Annotated in this window: 12 protein-coding genes; 4 read left to right on the forward strand and 8 right to left on the reverse strand. The window is 69.8% G+C overall.

Annotated elements, in window-relative coordinates; translation table 11 throughout:
* The first annotated feature begins 3 nt into the window (after nucleotides 1-3).
* Both ACGFIW_RS17695 and sthA read left to right on the forward strand, forming a co-directional pair.
* Entirely contained in the window at nucleotides 4-1068 is a 1065-nt protein-coding gene (locus ACGFIW_RS17695) for a fibronectin type III domain-containing protein (protein WP_393316334.1), read from the forward strand.
* 53 nt (nucleotides 1069-1121) lie between these two features.
* Entirely contained in the window at nucleotides 1122-2525 is a 1404-nt protein-coding gene (sthA, locus tag ACGFIW_RS17700; protein WP_393316337.1) for a Si-specific NAD(P)(+) transhydrogenase, read from the forward strand.
* Nucleotides 2526-2973: 448 nt separating this feature from the next.
* On the opposite strand, the gene ACGFIW_RS17705 is transcribed toward sthA, so the two are convergent.
* The gene (locus tag ACGFIW_RS17705; protein WP_393316340.1) at nucleotides 2974-4317 is read right to left on the reverse strand and encodes a PHB depolymerase family esterase; all 1344 of its coding nucleotides are present in this window, start codon (nucleotides 4315-4317) and stop codon (nucleotides 2974-2976) included.
* 317 nt (nucleotides 4318-4634) lie between these two features.
* Here ACGFIW_RS17705 and manD point away from each other — a divergent pair, with 317 nt between their 5' ends.
* Entirely contained in the window at nucleotides 4635-5843 is a 1209-nt protein-coding gene (gene manD, locus ACGFIW_RS17710; protein WP_393316343.1) for a D-mannonate dehydratase ManD, read from the forward strand.
* Between the two features lie 40 nt (nucleotides 5844-5883).
* On the opposite strand, the gene ACGFIW_RS17715 is transcribed toward manD, so the two are convergent.
* The 7 genes from ACGFIW_RS17715 to ACGFIW_RS17745 form a co-directional block, all read right to left on the reverse strand.
* On the reverse strand, nucleotides 5884-8022 hold the full coding sequence (locus tag ACGFIW_RS17715) for an alpha-glucuronidase (RefSeq protein WP_393316345.1): 2139 nt from the start codon (nucleotides 8020-8022) through the stop codon (nucleotides 5884-5886).
* Nucleotides 8019-8240, reverse strand: coding sequence for a hypothetical protein (locus tag ACGFIW_RS17720; protein WP_393316348.1), 222 nt, complete (start codon nucleotides 8238-8240; stop codon nucleotides 8019-8021). Before ACGFIW_RS17720 ends, ACGFIW_RS17715 begins: the two co-directional genes overlap by 4 nt.
* Nucleotides 8237-8923, reverse strand: a complete 687-nt coding sequence (locus ACGFIW_RS17725; protein ID WP_393316351.1) for a DUF624 domain-containing protein — start codon at nucleotides 8921-8923, stop codon at nucleotides 8237-8239. The genes ACGFIW_RS17720 and ACGFIW_RS17725 overlap by 4 nt, the downstream gene beginning before the upstream one ends.
* A gap of 205 nt (nucleotides 8924-9128) precedes the next feature.
* Complete coding sequence (locus ACGFIW_RS17730) at nucleotides 9129-10766, reverse strand: extracellular solute-binding protein (protein WP_393316354.1); 1638 nt, start codon at nucleotides 10764-10766, stop codon at nucleotides 9129-9131.
* 53 nt (nucleotides 10767-10819) lie between these two features.
* Nucleotides 10820-11728, reverse strand: a complete 909-nt coding sequence (locus ACGFIW_RS17735) for a carbohydrate ABC transporter permease (RefSeq protein WP_244166150.1) — start codon at nucleotides 11726-11728, stop codon at nucleotides 10820-10822.
* Nucleotides 11725-12708 carry an ABC transporter permease gene (locus tag ACGFIW_RS17740; RefSeq protein ID WP_393316357.1) on the reverse strand — a complete coding sequence of 328 codons (984 nt, stop codon included), beginning with the start codon at nucleotides 12706-12708 and terminating at the stop codon, nucleotides 11725-11727. Before ACGFIW_RS17740 ends, ACGFIW_RS17735 begins: the two co-directional genes overlap by 4 nt.
* 10 nt (nucleotides 12709-12718) lie before the next feature.
* Nucleotides 12719-15094 carry a glycoside hydrolase family 3 N-terminal domain-containing protein gene (locus ACGFIW_RS17745; RefSeq protein WP_393316360.1) on the reverse strand — a complete coding sequence of 792 codons (2376 nt, stop codon included), beginning with the start codon at nucleotides 15092-15094 and terminating at the stop codon, nucleotides 12719-12721.
* A gap of 318 nt (nucleotides 15095-15412) precedes the next feature.
* Here ACGFIW_RS17745 and ACGFIW_RS17750 point away from each other — a divergent pair, with 318 nt between their 5' ends.
* A complete protein-coding gene (locus ACGFIW_RS17750) occupies nucleotides 15413-16450 on the forward strand; it encodes a LacI family DNA-binding transcriptional regulator (protein WP_393316363.1) in 1038 nt (345 codons plus the stop codon).
* Nucleotides 16451-16461 lie beyond the last annotated feature (11 nt).

Consider the following 16461-nt stretch of genomic DNA (forward strand, 5'->3'; position numbering starts at 1 on the left):
TCGATGACTGGTCCGCTGCGGTCACCCGAAAGCGAGGCGATCATCTTGCGCGATCATCCGTGGCGCGGCGTCCGGTCCAGGGCCGCCGCACTGGCTGCCTGCGCGCTCACGGCGGCCCTGGTGGCGACGGGCGCGACCCCGGCGTACGCCGCCGCCGACACCGAACGCCCCACCACCCCCGGCCCGATCACTGTCGCCGCCGTCGACACCACCTGGGTCGAGCTGACCTGGGCCGCCTCGACCGACAACGTGGGCGTGGTCCGTTACCCGGTCTCCGCGCAGTTCGAGGACAACGGCGCGATCTACTCGACCGACACCAACAGCATCCGGATCACCGGCCTGCGACCGTCCCGCACGTACACCTTCTTCGTGTCGGCGCTGGACGCGGCCGGCAACAGCTCACCGACCAGCTCGACCCTGCGGCTGACCTTGCCACCGGGCGACGACCAACCGCCGGGCGCGCCGGGTCAACCGGTGGCGTACAACGTCGCCGCCACGCAGGTCTCGCTGCGCTGGGCACACTCGGTGGAGAACGTCGTGCTCGACCGGTACCAGGTGTTCCGGGTCGACGCCGGCGGCGCTCTCACCTTCGTCCGCGACGTGTCGCAGTACCCGCCCGTCAACAGCACCCAGATCAGCGGGTTGACGCCGAACACCACGTACACCTTCGTGGTGCGGGCCCGCGACGAGGTCGGAAACCTGTCCCCACTGTCCGCACCGGTCACCGTGACCACCCTGCCGCCACCGCCGAGTTGCGAGGTCCGGTCCGTGGTGCGGCAGTGGTCGGACGGCTTCGTGGCGCACCTCGCCGTCAAGAACACCGGCACCACGGCGATCAACGGGTGGACGATGACGTGGCGGTTCTGGGCCAGCCAGCAGGTCCAGGGCATCTGGGGCGCGAAGGTCATCGACCGTCTCAACAACAGCTACCTGCGGGTGGGTAACACCGGTCGCAACGCGGTGATCCCGCCGGGCGGCACGGTGTCGCTGGGGCTCGTCGCCTCCGGCACGCAACTGCCGCAGGAGATCACGCTCAACGGTGGCCTCTGCGTGGTGGCAGACGAATAACGCTCGGCTCCGGGGTCTGGCGCCAGTCGCGACATCTTGCGACGCTAGCGGTTGTGTATGACTACGACCTGTTGGTGCTGGGCTCCGGACCCAGCGGTCAGAAGGCCGCGATCGCTGCCGCCAAGCTCGGCAGGCGCGTCGGCATCGTCGACCGCCGCGACATGATCGGTGGGGTGTGCATCAACACCGGCACGGTCCCCTCCAAGACGCTGCGTGAGGCGGTCCTCTACCTGACGGGGCTGAGCCAGCGAGACCTCTACGGCAGCAACTACCGGGTCAAGGAAGAGATCACGGTCGGCGACCTGGCCGCCCGGACTCAGCACGTGATCAGCCGGCAGACCGACGTCATCCGCAATCAACTGGCCCGCAACCGGGTTGTGATGATCACCGGCACCGGCCGCTTCGCGGACGAGCACTCGATCTGGGTCGACGGCGGCTCCGGCCGCGAGGCCAAGGTGACCTTCGACAAGATCGTCATCGCCGCGGGCACCCGCCCCGCCCGCCCGGACAGCGTCGACTTCGACGACCGGACGATCGTGGACTCCGACGGCGTCATCAACCTCCAGGCCGTCCCCCGCAGCATGGTCGTGGTCGGCGCCGGCGTGATCGGCATGGAGTACGCCTCGATGTTCGCCGCTCTCGGCACCAAGGTGACAGTGGTGGAGCGCCGCGAGCGGATGCTGGATTTCTGCGACGACGAGGTCGTCGAGTCCCTGAAATACCACCTGCGCGACCTGTCCGTGGCGTTCCGCTTCGGCGAGGAGGTCGCCGCCGTGGAGAAGCACCAGACCGCCGCGCTGTGCATCCTCAAGAGCGGTAAGAAGATCGTCGCGGACACGGTCATGTACTCGGCCGGCCGGCAGGGCCAGACCGACGACCTGGCCCTGGAGGCCGCCGGGTTGGAGGCGGACCGACGCGGCCGGATCAAGGTGGACGCCAACTACCGCACCTCGGTGGACCACATCTATGCCGTCGGCGACGTGATCGGCTTCCCCGCGCTCGCGTCCACCTCGATGGAGCAGGGTCGACTGGCGGCCCAACACGCCTGCGGCGAACCGATCCGGGAGATGCACGGCCTCCAACCGATCGGCATCTACACCATCCCGGAGATCAGCTTCGTCGGGCAGACCGAGGCGCAGCTCACCGACACCTCGACCCCGTTCGAGGTCGGCGTCGCACGTTACCGCGAGCTGGCTCGCGGCCAGATCGTCGGTGACTCGTACGGCATGCTCAAGCTGCTCGTCTCCCCCGACGACGGCCGGCTGCTCGGGGTGCACGTGTTCGGCACCGCCGCCACCGAGATCGTCCACATCGGGCAGGCGGTGATGGGCTGCGGTGGCACGATCGACTACCTCATCGACGCGGTGTTCAACTACCCGACGCTGGCCGAGGCGTACAAGGTCGCCGCCCTGGACGCGTCCAACAAGATCCGCAACATCACCCGCATCGACGGCTGAGGTCGGAGGTCCGCGGGGTGGCGATCGGGTTGGTGGCAGCTGGTGCCCTGGCCGCGGCGGCACGACCCCTTCCCCACAACACCTGTAGAGCTGCCCCGGAAATGGGGCGGCGCGCCCTCCACGACCTCCCTGGGCGAGAGCCCAGCGGCATCCGGGAGGCGGTGCCCGCAGAGACGCCCGAGGGCAGCCGGTTCCCCGCCTTCGCGAATAGCGGTTGGTCGGGTGCTGCGCCCAGGTTGCCGACACGTTCCACTCCGGCTCGGCACCGACGTCGGCCGGGAACGACGAAAACCCTCGTTGCCCCACACCCGGGGCAGCTCTACAGGCGCCAACCGACTGGCACTTCCCCAACCGCGCGGGGCCGGGGTGGAGAACCGGGCCGAGCGGCGAGGTCCGGGGCCGGAGGCCGGTGCGGGGGTGAGTCCCTCCGCACCGGCCTCTGCTTCGTTTAGCTGGCCGCGCAGGTGGGGCTGAGGCTGCCGGCGGTGCCGGTGCCCTGGAAGCCGAACTCGGTGGACTGCCCGGCAGCGATCTGGCCGTTGTAGGCCACGTTCGTCCAGTTCGTCGTGCCGGTGTTACCGCTGGGGTTGGCGCTCCAGGCGTTGGTGACCGCCGCACCGGACGGCAGCGGGATCGTCACGGTCCAACCGTTGAGAGCCGACGAGCCGGCCGTCACCCGTACGCTCGCCACGAAGCCGCCGGTCCACTGGTTCACCGTCGCCGTCGCGGTGCAGCCACCCTCAGTCGGGGGCGGCGTGGTGGGCGGCGGAGTCGTCGGGGGCGGCGTGGTGGGTGGCGGAGTGGTGGGTGGCGGAGTGGTCGGGGGCGGAGTCGTCGGGGGCGGCGTGGTCGGCGGGGGCGTGGTCGGCGGGGTGGTGCCGTCCAGGCCGAAGAAGCGGATGACCTGCGCGGCGTCGACCGGCAGGTTGTGCGTGACACCCTGCAGGCTGATCGCCTCGACCGGCGCCATCGGGCCGCTGCTGCCGTACCGGGTGCGGGTGTGGCCGGACTGCGGGGAGTCGGTGTAGGTCGGGGTCTGGCTCAACCCGTGCACGTTGGTCCACTGCTTGACCTGCTCACCGAAGTTCGGGTAGCGCAGCGTCTCGTCGTTGGTGCCGTGCCAGATCTGCATGCGGGGCCGCGGGCCGGTGTAGCCGGGATACGCCCCACGGACCAGGTCCCCCCACTGCTGCGGGGTCTTGATGAGCTGCCCGTTCGCGCACTGGCTGTTCCACTCGGAGCTGCCTCCGGTGGCGAAACAGCCGAACGGCACCCCGGCGAAGGAGGCGCCCGCCGCGAACACGTCCGGGTAGTCACCAAGCATGACGTTTGTCATCATCGCGCCGGACGAGGTGCCGGTGGCGAAGATCCGTGCCGGGTCGGCGGCGTAACGCTGCCGCACGTAGTCGACCATCGACATGAGCCCGACCGGGTCGCTGCCTCCGCCCCGGCGGAGGGCCTGCGGTGAGGCCACGTCCCAGCACTTGCTGCTGCGGGTCACCGACGGGTAGATCACGATGAATCCGTAGCGGTCCGCGAGGGACGCGTACTGAGTGCCGGAGTGGAACGCCGGGCCCGACCCGGTGCAGTAGTGCAGGGCGAGCAGGATCGCCGGTCGGGTGGCCACCCGGTCCGGGACGTACAGGTGCATCTGGAGGTTTGTGGGGTTGGTGCCGAAGCCGGTCACCTGGGTCAGCGTCGCCGCCGACGCCGGGGTGGCGAACGTCAACGCCGCGGCGGCCAACGTCAGGGCCGCCATGACGGCGCCCAGCATCCGTGTCTTGAGTGTCATCGATCGCGATCCCTCGGGAGATAGACGCGTGGAAGAGGACTGAAGTCGAGGACTGCCCTTCGCCCGACCCTGACCCGGCTCGCGTGACGAAGTCAGCTTTGATCGAGGCATCTCGATTGTCAATACTTCCGGAAACCTTTCACGGCAACGCATTCCGGGCTCACCTGCGCGGCCAGCCGCCGCCACCGGGCCGACCATCGGCGGCGGGTCGCGGGCTATTATCGGGATGTTCTCGAAACGTGCCGGGCATCCACATCCCTCGCGCGACCCCCCTACGAGCGTCCGGCGGACGACGCCGTGGGCACGAAGGAGGAGCAGTGAAGATCGTTGATGTCAGGGTCATCCTGACGTGTCCGGGCCGCAACTTCGTCACCCTCAAAATCGTCACCGACGAGGGGGTGACCGGCGTCGGGGACGCCACCCTCAACGGCCGGGAGTTGGCCGTCGCGTCGTACCTGCGCGACCACGTGGCGCCCCTGCTGATCGGCCGCGACCCGGCCCGCATCGAGGACACGTGGCAGTACCTGTACCAGGGGGCGTACTGGCGGCGCGGCCCGGTCACGATGAGTGCCATCGCCGCCGTGGACACGGCCCTGTGGGACATCAAGGGCAAGGTCGCCGGCCTGCCGGTCTACCAACTGCTCGGTGGGCGGTCCCGCGAGGGTGTCACCGTGTACGGCCACGCCAACGGCGAGACCGTCGAGGAAGTGCTGGTGGAGGTCGCCCGCTACGTCGACCTCGGCTACCGGGCGGTCCGGGTGCAGTGTGGGGTGCCGGGCCTACCCAAGACGTACGGCGTCAGCACCGACAAGTTCTTCTACGAGCCGGCCGACGCCGCGTTGCCCAGCGAGGCGACCTGGTCCACCCCGCGTTACCTGGCGCACGTGCCGAAGGTGTTCGCCCAGGTACGCGACGAGTTCGGCCCGACCCTGCGGCTGCTGCACGACGTGCACCACCGGCTCACCCCGATCGAGGCGGCCCGGCTCGGCCGCAGCCTGGAGCCCTACGCGCTGACCTGGATGGAGGATCCGGTTCCCGCCGACCTCCAGGAGGGCTTCCGGCTGATCCGGCAGCACACCACCACCCCGATCGCCGTCGGTGAGGTGTTCAACAGCATCTTCGACGCCGCTCAGCTCATCCGGGAGCAGCTCATCGACTACGTCCGGGCCACCGTGGTGCACGCCGGCGGGATCACCCACCTGCGCCGCATCTTCGACCTCGCGGCGTTGCACCACGTCCGCAGTGGATCACACGGTGCCACCGACCTGTCCCCCGTCTGCATGGCCGCCGCGCTCCAGCTCGACATCTCCATTCCCAACTTCGGCCTTCAGGAATACATGCGGCACACCGAGCAGACCGACGAGGTGTTCCCGCACGGCTACCACTTCGCCGACGGCTACCTGCACCCCGCCGAGACGCCCGGTCTCGGGGTGGACATCGACGAGGAGGCGGCGGCCCGCTACCCGTACTCGCCGGCGTACCTGCCGGTGAACCGGCTGGAGGACGGCACCGTGCACCCCTGGTGACCGGGTGGGGCACCCGGCCGGCCCGCTCGGGCCGGCCGGGTCAGTAGATGCACCTCCCGCGCTCGTCCGGCACCCCGGACTTGCGGAAAAAGTACGAGTTGACCTGGTCGCGCCACTCGGTGGCGGACCGCACCTGCTCGTCGAGGCGTTCGGCCACCCGCTCGTACACGGCCGGGTCGATCATCCCGTTGAGCGTCTGCCACCGCCGGCGCATCGCCGTCACCTCTTCGACACCCGCGAAGTGCGTGTCGTAGATGTGCTGGATGACCGTCGACCCGCTGTGCAGGACGTGCTGGTACGGCACATGGTGGAAGAAGAGCAGCAACTCGTCGGGGCAACTCTCGGGCGACTCGTACACCTCGGCCCAGTACGGCGGGTACTGGCCGGCGAAGCCGGTGCCCGACGCGCGGCTGCGGTCCACGCCGACGCCGTCGCGGTCGGCGAAGTGGTAGGTGCCCCACCGCGAGTACTCGTACCCGTCGACGCCGGGGCCGTAGTGGCCGTCGGGGTTGACCATGAAGCCGACGCCCAGCGGGGCGGTGTAGCGCTCGTAGGTGCGCCACGAGTCGTCCATGATCTCGTGCAGTGTCCGCCGCACCAACTCCGGTTCGGCGGTCGCCGACGGTGGGAAGGTCAGCGTCATCCACTCGTCGAGGACCGTCGTCGGGTCCGCTCGCGGGTCCCAGGCGAGCCTGCCGAACGCGTACAGGTTGGCCTGCGCCAACGGATGCCCGGTCCAGAACAGGTCGTCGCCCACGTTGGCGACGGCGACCAGCCCGCCGCCCGCCGCCGACTCTCCCGTGACCACGTCGGCGATCGTCCGGCCACCCGGCCCCCAGGGGGCGAAGCTGAGCACCTCACTCCACCACGGGCCGAGGTGGCAGACGTGCCGCTGTTGGCCCGTGTACTCCTGGGTGACCTGCAACTCCACCGCGAGCCGGGTCGCCGGCATCGCCGCGAGCACCGGTGACACCGGCTCGCGCGTCTGGAAGTCCACCGGGCCGTGCTTCACCTGCACGACGACGTTGGTGCGGAACCGCCCGTCGAGCGGGGCGAAGTGGTCGTACGCGGCGCGGGCCCGGTCGGTGGACCGGTCCCGCCAGTCCTGGTGGTGGTTGTAGACGAACGCCCGCCAGTGCACCACTCCCCCGTGCGGGGCGAGGGCCTCGGCGAGCAGGTTCGCCCCGTCGGCGTGGTCGCGCCCGTAGGTGAACGGGCCGGGTTGCCCCTCCGAGTCGGCCTTGACCACATAGCCGCCGAAGTCCGGGATGCGCTCGTACACCCGCCGGGTGGTCGCGGCCCACCAGGCCCGCACCGTCTCGTCGAGGGGGTCGGCGGTCGGCAGGCCGTCCAGGACCACGGGTGCGGCGAAGCTGACCGACAGGTGCACTCGGATGCCGTACGGGCGCAGCACGTCCGCGATCTCGGCCACGTCGCCGATCCGGTCGGTGAGCAGCAGCGCCTCGGTGCGGCCCACGTTGACGTTGTTCACCGAGATGGCGTTGACGCCGCTGGCGGCCAACAGTCGCCCGTACTCCCGGATCCGGGCCAGGTCGCCGCGCGGGCGGCCGTCTCGCCAGAAGATCGAGCCGCCGGCATATCCCCGTTCGACCTGGCCCATCACCGGGTGCACGGCCACGTTGTCCCAGTGGTTCAGCATCCGGCGGCGCAGCGCGGGCCGGTGCAGCTCCGGCGGGCGGGCCGGGTCGAAGGCCGCCGCGCAGAGCCGGACGACGTGGAAGAGCCCGTATAGCAGCCCGGCCGGCGCGTCGGCCAGCACCACGGTGACCTGGTCGTCGCGGGCCAGCAGGAACCCCTCGTCGCCGAGCGTCGCGCCGTCGCCGATCTCGACGAGTGCCGCCTCCGCCGCCGACCGCGCCGCCTCCACCGCCGGGCTGGGCAACTCGCTCGCGCCCCGCAGGACGAGCACCAGGTCGACGTCGACGTCCCAGGAGGGGGAATGCCACACCCGCCCGCCGTAGCGCGCGCAGGCCCGCGACACCTCGTCGAGGGCGGTGTCGACGAGCAACCCGTCACCGTGGACGAGCACGCGCCGTGCGCCGAGGGCCCGGAACGCCTCCGGTGGCAGCCAGGCCGCGTGCACGCGCGGCTCGTCACCCTCCAGCGGCTCGTCGACGAACATCAGTTGCTCCAACTCCACCGACTCTTCGGCGTTCACCGATCCTCCTTCAGCACGACGACGCCGTACGACGGCGGTCGTTGCGAACCTCCGGCCACGTCGTAGCGGGACAGCGCCCGGTCGAAGACGCCGATGGCGACCAGGTCGATCCGTGCGGTGTCGAAGAGAGGATAGCCCCACTTCAATGGATCTTCGGGCGACTGTTCCGGGTTGTGGTCACCCCGCAGGGGTGTCCCGGCGGTGACGGGCAGACTCATCGGGTGAACTCCTCCCGGGTCAGCCGCACCATCGGGTCGCTGACGCGCAGGAGCGCCAGGACCGCGACCGAACCGACGATCGCCAGCACCGCCTCGGAGAGGACCGCGGTGATCCCGGCCGCGGCGGCCACCAGCAGCGCGTTGCCGACGGTGACCCCGGGGGTACGCACGAGGAAGTGCACGGCCAGTCGAAGGACGTCGCGGGTGCGGAAGTCGAACAGCGAGGTGATCACCAGGGCGTTCGCCGCGCAGAGCGTCACACCCACACCGAGCAGGACCAGCGGCACCGTCCACCAACCCGGCAGGCCGACCGCGCCCCGGTAGGCGAGGTTCAGGGCGAGCACGGTCAGCCACAGCAGTGTCGGCACCCAGACGCGCAGCACGCCGGACAGGTTGGCCCGGTACCCGCGCCAGAACACGCTTGCGGGCCGCAGGTCGGTCAGGTCGGTGCGCTGGTGGTGCAGGGCGTACAGGGCGGCCGAGATCGCCGGCCCGAGCGGCACCAGGAAGAGGGCGGCCAGCGGCAGGTTGCTGGGGTCGCGGCCCAACAGCAACAGCGGAAGCAGGCCGGGCAGGGTGGTGAGCAGGAGCAGCAACTCGACGACGAGCAGGATGTAGACGCGCGAGGTGATCCGCGACAGCGGGCCGTCGCCGAACTGTCGCCAGGTGCGCGCGGCGCTCACCGCCGTCCCCTCCGGTCGCGACGGCCGCAGCGTCGCCGGGTGCCGGCGCGGCGTCGGGTGGGTTGGCCGGAAACGGTAGTGCGCATCGCCGTCCTCTGGTCGTCCTGCCCGCGGGCGGGCGGGTCACCCGCGCGCCCCGGGCCGGTGGTCGTCGGGGAGTCCGGACGACGGCCCCGCTGGACCGCCCGCCCGGACTCCCCGCTGATCAGCCGTTGTCCTTCTGGAACCGCTCGTACGCCTTGTTGACCACGTCGATGTACTGCTCGGAGTTCTTGGCCTTCAGCTCGGCCACGTAGGCGTCCCACTCGCTGAGGGGCCGCTGGCCGAGGGCGAACTTGAGCGTGTTCTGGGTGACGAAGTCCTTCAGCGGGGTCTCCCAGAGCGACACCTGCTCGCGTTCCTCGTCGGTGAACGGGTGCGGCGGGGGAACCTCTCGCGGCTTGCGGGCGTCCATCACCTTCTGGAACTCCAACTCCTCCGGGGAAAAGAACCCACGAACGAGGTCGGGGCCGCCGCCGTAGGCGAAGACGCCGTTCTGGAAGCCGAAGTCCTTCTGTAGGTGCTTGGTCGCCTTCGGGTTGAGGCCGAGGAAGTCGACGTCGGGGACGAGCGTGCGCTTGCCGGACGCGTCCTTGGTGAAGGTGGTGCCCTCGACGCCCCAGCGGGCGAACTCCAAACCTGCGTCCGAATACCACAACCAGTCGATGAACTGCATCATGGCCACGAAGTTCTTGCTCTCCCGGGCCTTCGAGGAGATCATGATGCCGTTCTCCAGCCGGGGGAACGGGTTGACCTCGCCGGCCGGGCCGATCGGCAGCGGGATCTTGGCCATCTTCGCGTTCGGCAGGGTCTTGGCCAGGTCGGGACGGTGGTTGTTGACAAGCGTCTGCGCGTTGCCGGTGACCACGAAGGACTTGCCGTTGGCGAGCTTCTGACGGGCCTGGTCGTCGGTCTGGGTGAAGCTCTCCGGGTCGAGCAGGCCCTCGGCGACGAGTTTGTGCAGGAACGTGACCATCTGCTTGTACTGCTCGGACGAGCCGGTGTAGGTGAACTTCTTCTCCGCCGGGTTCCAGGTGGCGTGCTGGAAGTCCCAGCCCGCGTAGGTGCCGTGGGCCGAGCCGAGGAGGTTCAGCAGGGCGCCGGTCGGGTTGGGCTTGCTGAAGAGGTCGGAGTACGGGTAGACGTTCGGGTACTTCGCCTTCATCGCCTTGAGCACCGTGTACAGGTCGTCCCAGGTCTTCGGGACGGGGAGGTTGAGCTCCTGCATGATGTCGGTGCGCACCAGCACCGTGTAGTCCTGCGTGGGCTTCTCGTGCAGGCCGGGCAGCAGGTAGAACTTACCGTCGGCCTGCCGCAGGTTGTCGATCTCCGGCTTGAGGTTCCACTTGGCGATCTTGTCCTTGAGGTTGGGCATCAGATCCAGGTAGTCGCTCACCGGGAGGATCGCCCCGGAGGCCACGAACGCGTCCTCCTGCGGGTGGTACGTCTTCGGGATGATCAGCGGGGCGTCCCCGGCGCCGATCAACAGGCTGCGCTTCTGCTCGTAGTCGCTCAGCGGCACGGCCACCGGCTCGATCTTGACGTTGGTCCGCTTGGTCAGCTCCGACCAGAACGCCCAGTCTTCCTTGAGCGGATAGAAGTTGTGGTTGTTGTAGAGGGTGGAGAAGGAGAGCGCCTCGGTGGCCTTGAACTGGTCGCCGACGCCGTAGGTGGCCATCGCCCCGACCTTGTTCTCCGAGAGGTCCGTCGACTCGCCGGGGTCCTCGGAACAGGCGGTGCTGAGGGTGAGCGCGAGCAGACCCGCGGTGGCTATCGCCACCCGGCGCCACGTCTTGTGGAGCATGGCTCGTCCTTTCGGTGGTGGGGATTCGAAGGTGGATCTGTGTGGCGTCGGCGTCACCCCTTGACCGCGCCGAGCATCACGCCGCGGACGAAGTACCGCTGGACGAAGGGGTAGACCGCCAGGATCGGCAGGGTGGTGAGCACGATCGTCACGGCCTCAAGGGTGGCTGCGGCCTGGACCTTGTCGGCGTCGGCGGCGGCGGACTCGGCGCTGGTGGCGCCCGCGATGAGGTTGCGCAGGTAGACGGTGACCGGCAGCAGGTCCTGCTGGTCGATGTAGAGGAACGCGGTGAACCACGAGTTCCAGAACGACACCGCGTAGAAGAGCACCATCGTGGCGATGATCGCCTTCGACAGCGGCAACACGATCCGTAGCAGGATGCCGTACGTGTTCAGCCCGTCGACGGCGGCGGCCTCCTCCAACTCACTCGGCAGGCTCTCGAAGAACGCCTTCATGACCAGCAGGTTGAACACGCTGATGGCGTTGGGGACCACCACGGCCCAGATGGTGTTCTTCATCCCCAGGCTGGTGACCAGCACGTAGTTGGGGATCAGGCCGCCGGAGAAGAACATGGTGAACAGCGCGATGCCGACCAGGACACCGCGTCCCTTGAGCTGTGGCTTCGACAGCACGTACGCGTAACAGGTGGTCAGCACGATCGAGATGAGCGTGGCGACCACCGTGTACACCACCGTGTTGCGGTAGTTCGTCCAGAACAACCCATCGGACATCAACAGCTTGTACGCGGTCAGGTCGAACCCGCGCGGGACGATGCTCACCTTCCCCGTGATGATGTACGCCTCTTCGCTGAGCGAGCGGGCCACGATGTTGAGGAACGGGAACAGCGTCACGACCACGACGCCGATCAGGACGACCGTGTTGACGATCCGGAAGATCCGGTAGCCACGACTGTCCACCGGGCCCCGCGTCTTCGGGGCGTCGCTCTTCGTACCGAGGATCACCACAGGCTCGTCCCCACCGTGCGCCGGGAGATGAGGTTCGCCGTCAGGACCAGGATCAACCCGATCACCGCCTCGAAGAGGCCGATGGCGGCGGCGTAGCTGAAGTTGCTGGACTGGAAGCCCATCCGGAACAGATAGGTGGAGACCACGTCCGCGGTCGGGTACGTCAGCGGGTTGTAGAGCAGCAGGATCTTCTCGAACCCGACCGCCAGGAAGTTGCCGATGTTGAGGATCAGCAGCGTCATCATCGTCGGCCGGATCCCCGGCAACGTCACGTGCCAGGTCTGCCGCCACCGGCTCGCGCCGTCGATCCGGGCCGCCTCGTACAGCTCCTCGTCGACCGTGGTGAGCGCGGCGAGGTAGAGGATCGTCCCCCAACCGACGGTCTGCCAGACCTCGGACGAGACGTAGATGGTGCGGAACCACTCCGATTTCTGCAGGAATGCCACCGGCTCCCCGCCGAACAGGCCGACGAGCTGGTTGGCCGCGCCACCGACCGAGGTCAGTTGCATGACCATCGCCGCCACGATCACGATCGACAGGAAGTGCGGCAGGTAGGACACCGACTGGACGAACCGCTTGAACCGGCGGGCGCGCACCTCGTTGAGCATCAGCGCCAGCACGATCGGCAACGGGAAGCAGAACAGCAGGGTCAGCGTCCCGAGCACGAGCGTGTTGGTGAAGACCTCCCAGAACGTCGGGTCGGTGAGGAACATCCGGAAGTACCGCAGGCCGACCCAGTACTCACCGAAGATGTTGCCGCCCGGCTTGAACCGGCGGAACGCGATGATGTTCCCGAGCATCGGGAGGTACCGGAAGACCAGGAAGAACAGCAGCGGCAGGATGGCCAACGAGTAGAGCTGCCAGTCCCGGCGCAGGGCCTGCCGCCAGCTCCGACGGCGCCGTGGCTTTCGCGGTGCGGGGCTGGCGGCCTGGGACTGGGGTGGCGCCGGCGGCGGTGGCCGTAAGGTCGATGTCATCCTCGGTCTCCTAGGCGGGATGCGGGAGGGCCACGAGGGGCTCCACCCGCACCGACGTGAGCAGGTCCCGCTGGTGGCCGACCTGGCGCTCGACGCCGGTCAGCCGCAGTGGCAGGGTCGCCACGGCGTCGCCGCTCGACCGGCCGAACCGCAGCTCGACCTCGCCGGGCTCGACGATCCGCCGGCCGGACAACCCGGTGAACGAGGCCAGGTCGGCCGGTACGCCGAACGTCACGTGCGCCACCTCGCCGGGTTCCAGCGGCAGTCGGGTGTAGCCGACCAGCCGGACGACCGGGCGGGTGGTCTGCGCGACCGGGTCGTGCAGGTAGAGCTGCACGACCTCGGTGCCGGCCCGGTCGCCGGTGTTGGCGACGGTGATCCGCACCCGCACCTCGCCGTCGACCGGCCACGCCGCCGGCTCGTCCCGCGTCTCGCCCGCCGGGTCGACCACTGTGGCGTCGGACCACTCGAAGGTGGTGTAGCTCAGCCCGTGACCGAACGGGTACGCCGGGGTCGGGTCGACCGAGGAGACCTTGGTGCGGCGCCCGAGCGGCGGCGACAGGTAGGTGCCCGGCAACCCGCCGGCATGTCGGGGAACGCTGACCGGCAACCGCCCGGACGGGTTCACGGCACCGGTGAGCACCTCGGCGAGCGCCTGTCCGCCGAGCTGCCCGAGGAAGAACGCCTGCACCACGGCCGCCGCGCTGTCGAACTCCGGGCCGAGCGCGTAGGGGCGGCCGGTCATCAGCACCAGGACGACCGGGGTGCCGGTGGCGAGGACGGCCCGGACGAGATCGGCCTGCACACCGGGCAGCCGCAGGTCGACGGCGTCGCAGCCCTCACCGGAGGTGCCCCGGCCGAACATGCCCGCGCGGTCACCGACGGCGAGCACGCACACGTCGGCGGCGGCCGCCGCGGCGACCGCAGCCGGGATGCCGGAGGTGTCCTCGCCGGTGATGGTGCAGCCCGGCTCGTGGGTGAGCAGCGGGACGCGTCGGGCCAGCTCGTCGCGCAGCGAGGGGATCTCCAGGCCGAGCCCGTGCTCGCTGTGGTGGATGCCCACGTGGTTGGGGAACGAGTAGCAGCCGAGCATGGCCATCGGGTCGTCGGCGACCGGGCCGACCAGGGCGACCCGGCTGCCGGCGGGCAGCGGGAGGACGCCGCCGTTGCGCAGCAGGACGACGGACTCCCGGGCCAGGCGTACGGCCACGTCCTGGCTGATCTCGTCGTCGAACCGCAGGGACGCCACGTCGTCGGGCAGTTCCCGCCAGCCCTCGTCGAGCAGGCCGATCTCGATCTTCTGGATCAGCACGCGCCGCAGCGCCCGGTCGATCAGTGCCTCGTCGACGTCGCCGCTGCGGACGGCCTCGACCAGCGGGGTGCCGAAGGTGTCCACGGTGGGCAGCTCGACGTCGATCCCGGCGCGCAGGGCGAGCCGGGCCGCGTCGGCGGCGTCGGCGGCGACACCGTGCAGGGTCTCCAGGAACCGGACGGCGAAGTAGTCGGCGACCACGGTGCCGGTGAAACCCCACTCGTCGCGCAGCAGGCCGGTCAGCAGTGCCTCGTCGGCGGCGACGGGCAGACCGTCGATCTCGGCGTAGGAGTTCATCACCGAGCGGGCACCGCCGAGGCGCAGGGCCATCTCGAACGGCGGCAGGATCACGTCTGTCAACTCCCGGCGGCCCATCGGCACCGGGGCGAGGTTGCGCCCACCCCGGGAGGCGGAGTAGCCGGCGAGGTGTTTGAGGGTGGCCACCACACCGGCGCCCTCCAGCCCTCGCACGTACGCGGCGCCGGTCGTCCCCACCAGGTAGGGGTCCTCACCGATCGTCTCCTCGGTGCGGCCCCAGCGGTAGTCGCGGGTGACGTCGAGAACCGGCGCGAGCCCCTGGTGCACACCCGCCGCGCGCATGGAGCGCCCGATCCGGTCGGCCATCACCTCGACCAGCTCCGGGTCGAAGGACGCGCCCCAGCTGAGCGGGGTCGGGTAGACGGTGGCCCGCCAGGCCGCGAACCCGGTGAGGCACTCCTCGTGCACCTGCGCCGGGATGCCGAACCGGCTGGCGGCGACGATCTGCGCCTGGGAGGCGGCGAGCGACCGGGCGCCGAGCACCGGGTCGACGGGCGCGGTGCCAAACGGCCGGGTGAGCTGGCCCAACCCGTACCGGATGACGGTGCTCCACGGCGGCAGCTCGCTGATCATGTCGGACTGGTGTGGGGCGACCCCCTCGCCGGAGGCGTCCGCGCCGACCCAGACTCCGATCAGTTGCGCGATCTTCTCTTCGAGTGTCATCAACGGCAGGAGCGCCTCGGCCCGTTCGGTCGGCGACAACCGGGGATCGCGCCACGGCGCGGCGTCGCTGTCCACGGGCGACTGACTTCTCATGCCATGACCCCTTAGCTCCGGCCACATCCCCGTGCCCTGGTGGAACCAGTTCGGTGGCGGACGTTCACACGATCCGAAACTTTCCGGAAGCCTGCGCAACCTTTTCGGCAACCTAAGTGCCCCATCGATGGGTGTCAAGGGCCTCAACTGGACTCCGGCGGCCGCTCGGCGCACACGGTCACCCCGCCATCGGCACTCCGTCGCGAACCAGGGGGATAATGGCCCGCGAAACGGACGGGCCGACTGCCGCAACGGCTGGCGTGCTCGGCCAATCGTGTTAGGGTCTCCCGAAATTTTCGGATGCCGTATGGGGCCGCGATGACAGAGCACCGCCCGCCCGACCCACCCGCCTCCACCACCATCGCGACGATCGCCCACGATGTCGGCGTCTCGGTCGCCACGGTCTCCAAGGTCCTCAACGGACGTGGCGACGTCGCCCCCGGCACCAGAGCGCGCGTGGAGGCGAGTCTCGATCGCCACAAGTACCAGCGCCGCACCCGGCGGCCCTCCACCAGTGGGGGGCGGATCCATCTCGTGTTCCACGAGTTCGACACCGGGTGGGCCATGGAGATCCTGCGCGGTGTCGAGGCGGTGACCACCGCGGCCGGCGTCGGGATGTCGGTCGCCCAACTCGACGGTGCGCACCGCCCCCCGGCGCGATGGCTGGACACGATTCTCGCCGACCGCCCGTTGGGCGTGGTGTTCGTCCTCTCCCACCTGGCCGAGGCCCAACAGCAGCACCTGCGGCGTCAGGGCATTCCGTTCGTCGTCGTCGACACCGACAGCGCGACCTCGGCCTCCGTACCCACTGTCGGTTCGAACAACTGGAACGGCGGGCTGCTCGCCGCCCGACACCTCCTGGAGTTGGGGCACCGACGGATCGCCATCATCTCCGGGCCGACCGATGTGCTCTGCAGTCGCGCCCGCGCCGCCGGCTTCCAGTCGGCCCACGAAGAGGCCGGGCTCACCGTCGACCGGGAGCTGATCCGCTACGGCAGCTTCTCCGCCGGCGCCGGGCACGCCCACGGGCTGGACCTGCTCCGCCGGCCGTCTCGACCCACGGCGATCTTCGCCGGCTCCGACATCCAGGCCATGGGGGTGCTCCGGGCCGCCCGCCAGTGCGGCCTGCGGGTGCCCGAGGACCTGTCGGTGATCGGGTACGACAACCTCCCGGTCTCCACCTGGACCGACCCGGCCCTCACCACGATCAACCAGCCGTTGCGCGACATGGCGGGCATCGCCACCCAGATGCTGCTCGACCTGACCAGGGGCAACGAGCCGGCGACCAGCCGGATCGACCTGGTGACCGAGTTGGTCGTCCGGGAGAGCACCGCACCCCCCGCCAGCCCGCACTGACCCGAGCCCCT

It is taken from the genome of Micromonospora sp. NPDC048935 (genome assembly GCF_043197875.1).
Classification (GTDB): Bacteria; Actinomycetota; Actinomycetes; order Mycobacteriales; family Micromonosporaceae; genus Micromonospora.

What these genes read in the sequence shown, in the direction of transcription:
- ACGFIW_RS17695 (WP_393316334.1), top strand. Translation starts at nt 4, where the DNA reads ATGACTGGTCCGCTGCGGTCACCCGAAAGCGAGGCGATCATCTTGCGC.
- ACGFIW_RS17705 (WP_393316340.1), bottom strand. Translation starts at nt 4,317, where the DNA reads ATGACACTCAAGACACGGATGCTGGGCGCCGTCATGGCGGCCCTGACG.
- ACGFIW_RS17720 (WP_393316348.1), bottom strand. Translation starts at nt 8,240, where the DNA reads ATGAGTCTGCCCGTCACCGCCGGGACACCCCTGCGGGGTGACCACAAC.
- ACGFIW_RS17730 (WP_393316354.1), bottom strand. Translation starts at nt 10,766, where the DNA reads ATGCTCCACAAGACGTGGCGCCGGGTGGCGATAGCCACCGCGGGTCTG.
- ACGFIW_RS17740 (WP_393316357.1), bottom strand. Translation starts at nt 12,708, where the DNA reads ATGACATCGACCTTACGGCCACCGCCGCCGGCGCCACCCCAGTCCCAG.
- ACGFIW_RS17745 (WP_393316360.1), bottom strand. Translation starts at nt 15,094, where the DNA reads ATGAGAAGTCAGTCGCCCGTGGACAGCGACGCCGCGCCGTGGCGCGAT.
- ACGFIW_RS17750 (WP_393316363.1), top strand. Translation starts at nt 15,413, where the DNA reads ATGACAGAGCACCGCCCGCCCGACCCACCCGCCTCCACCACCATCGCG.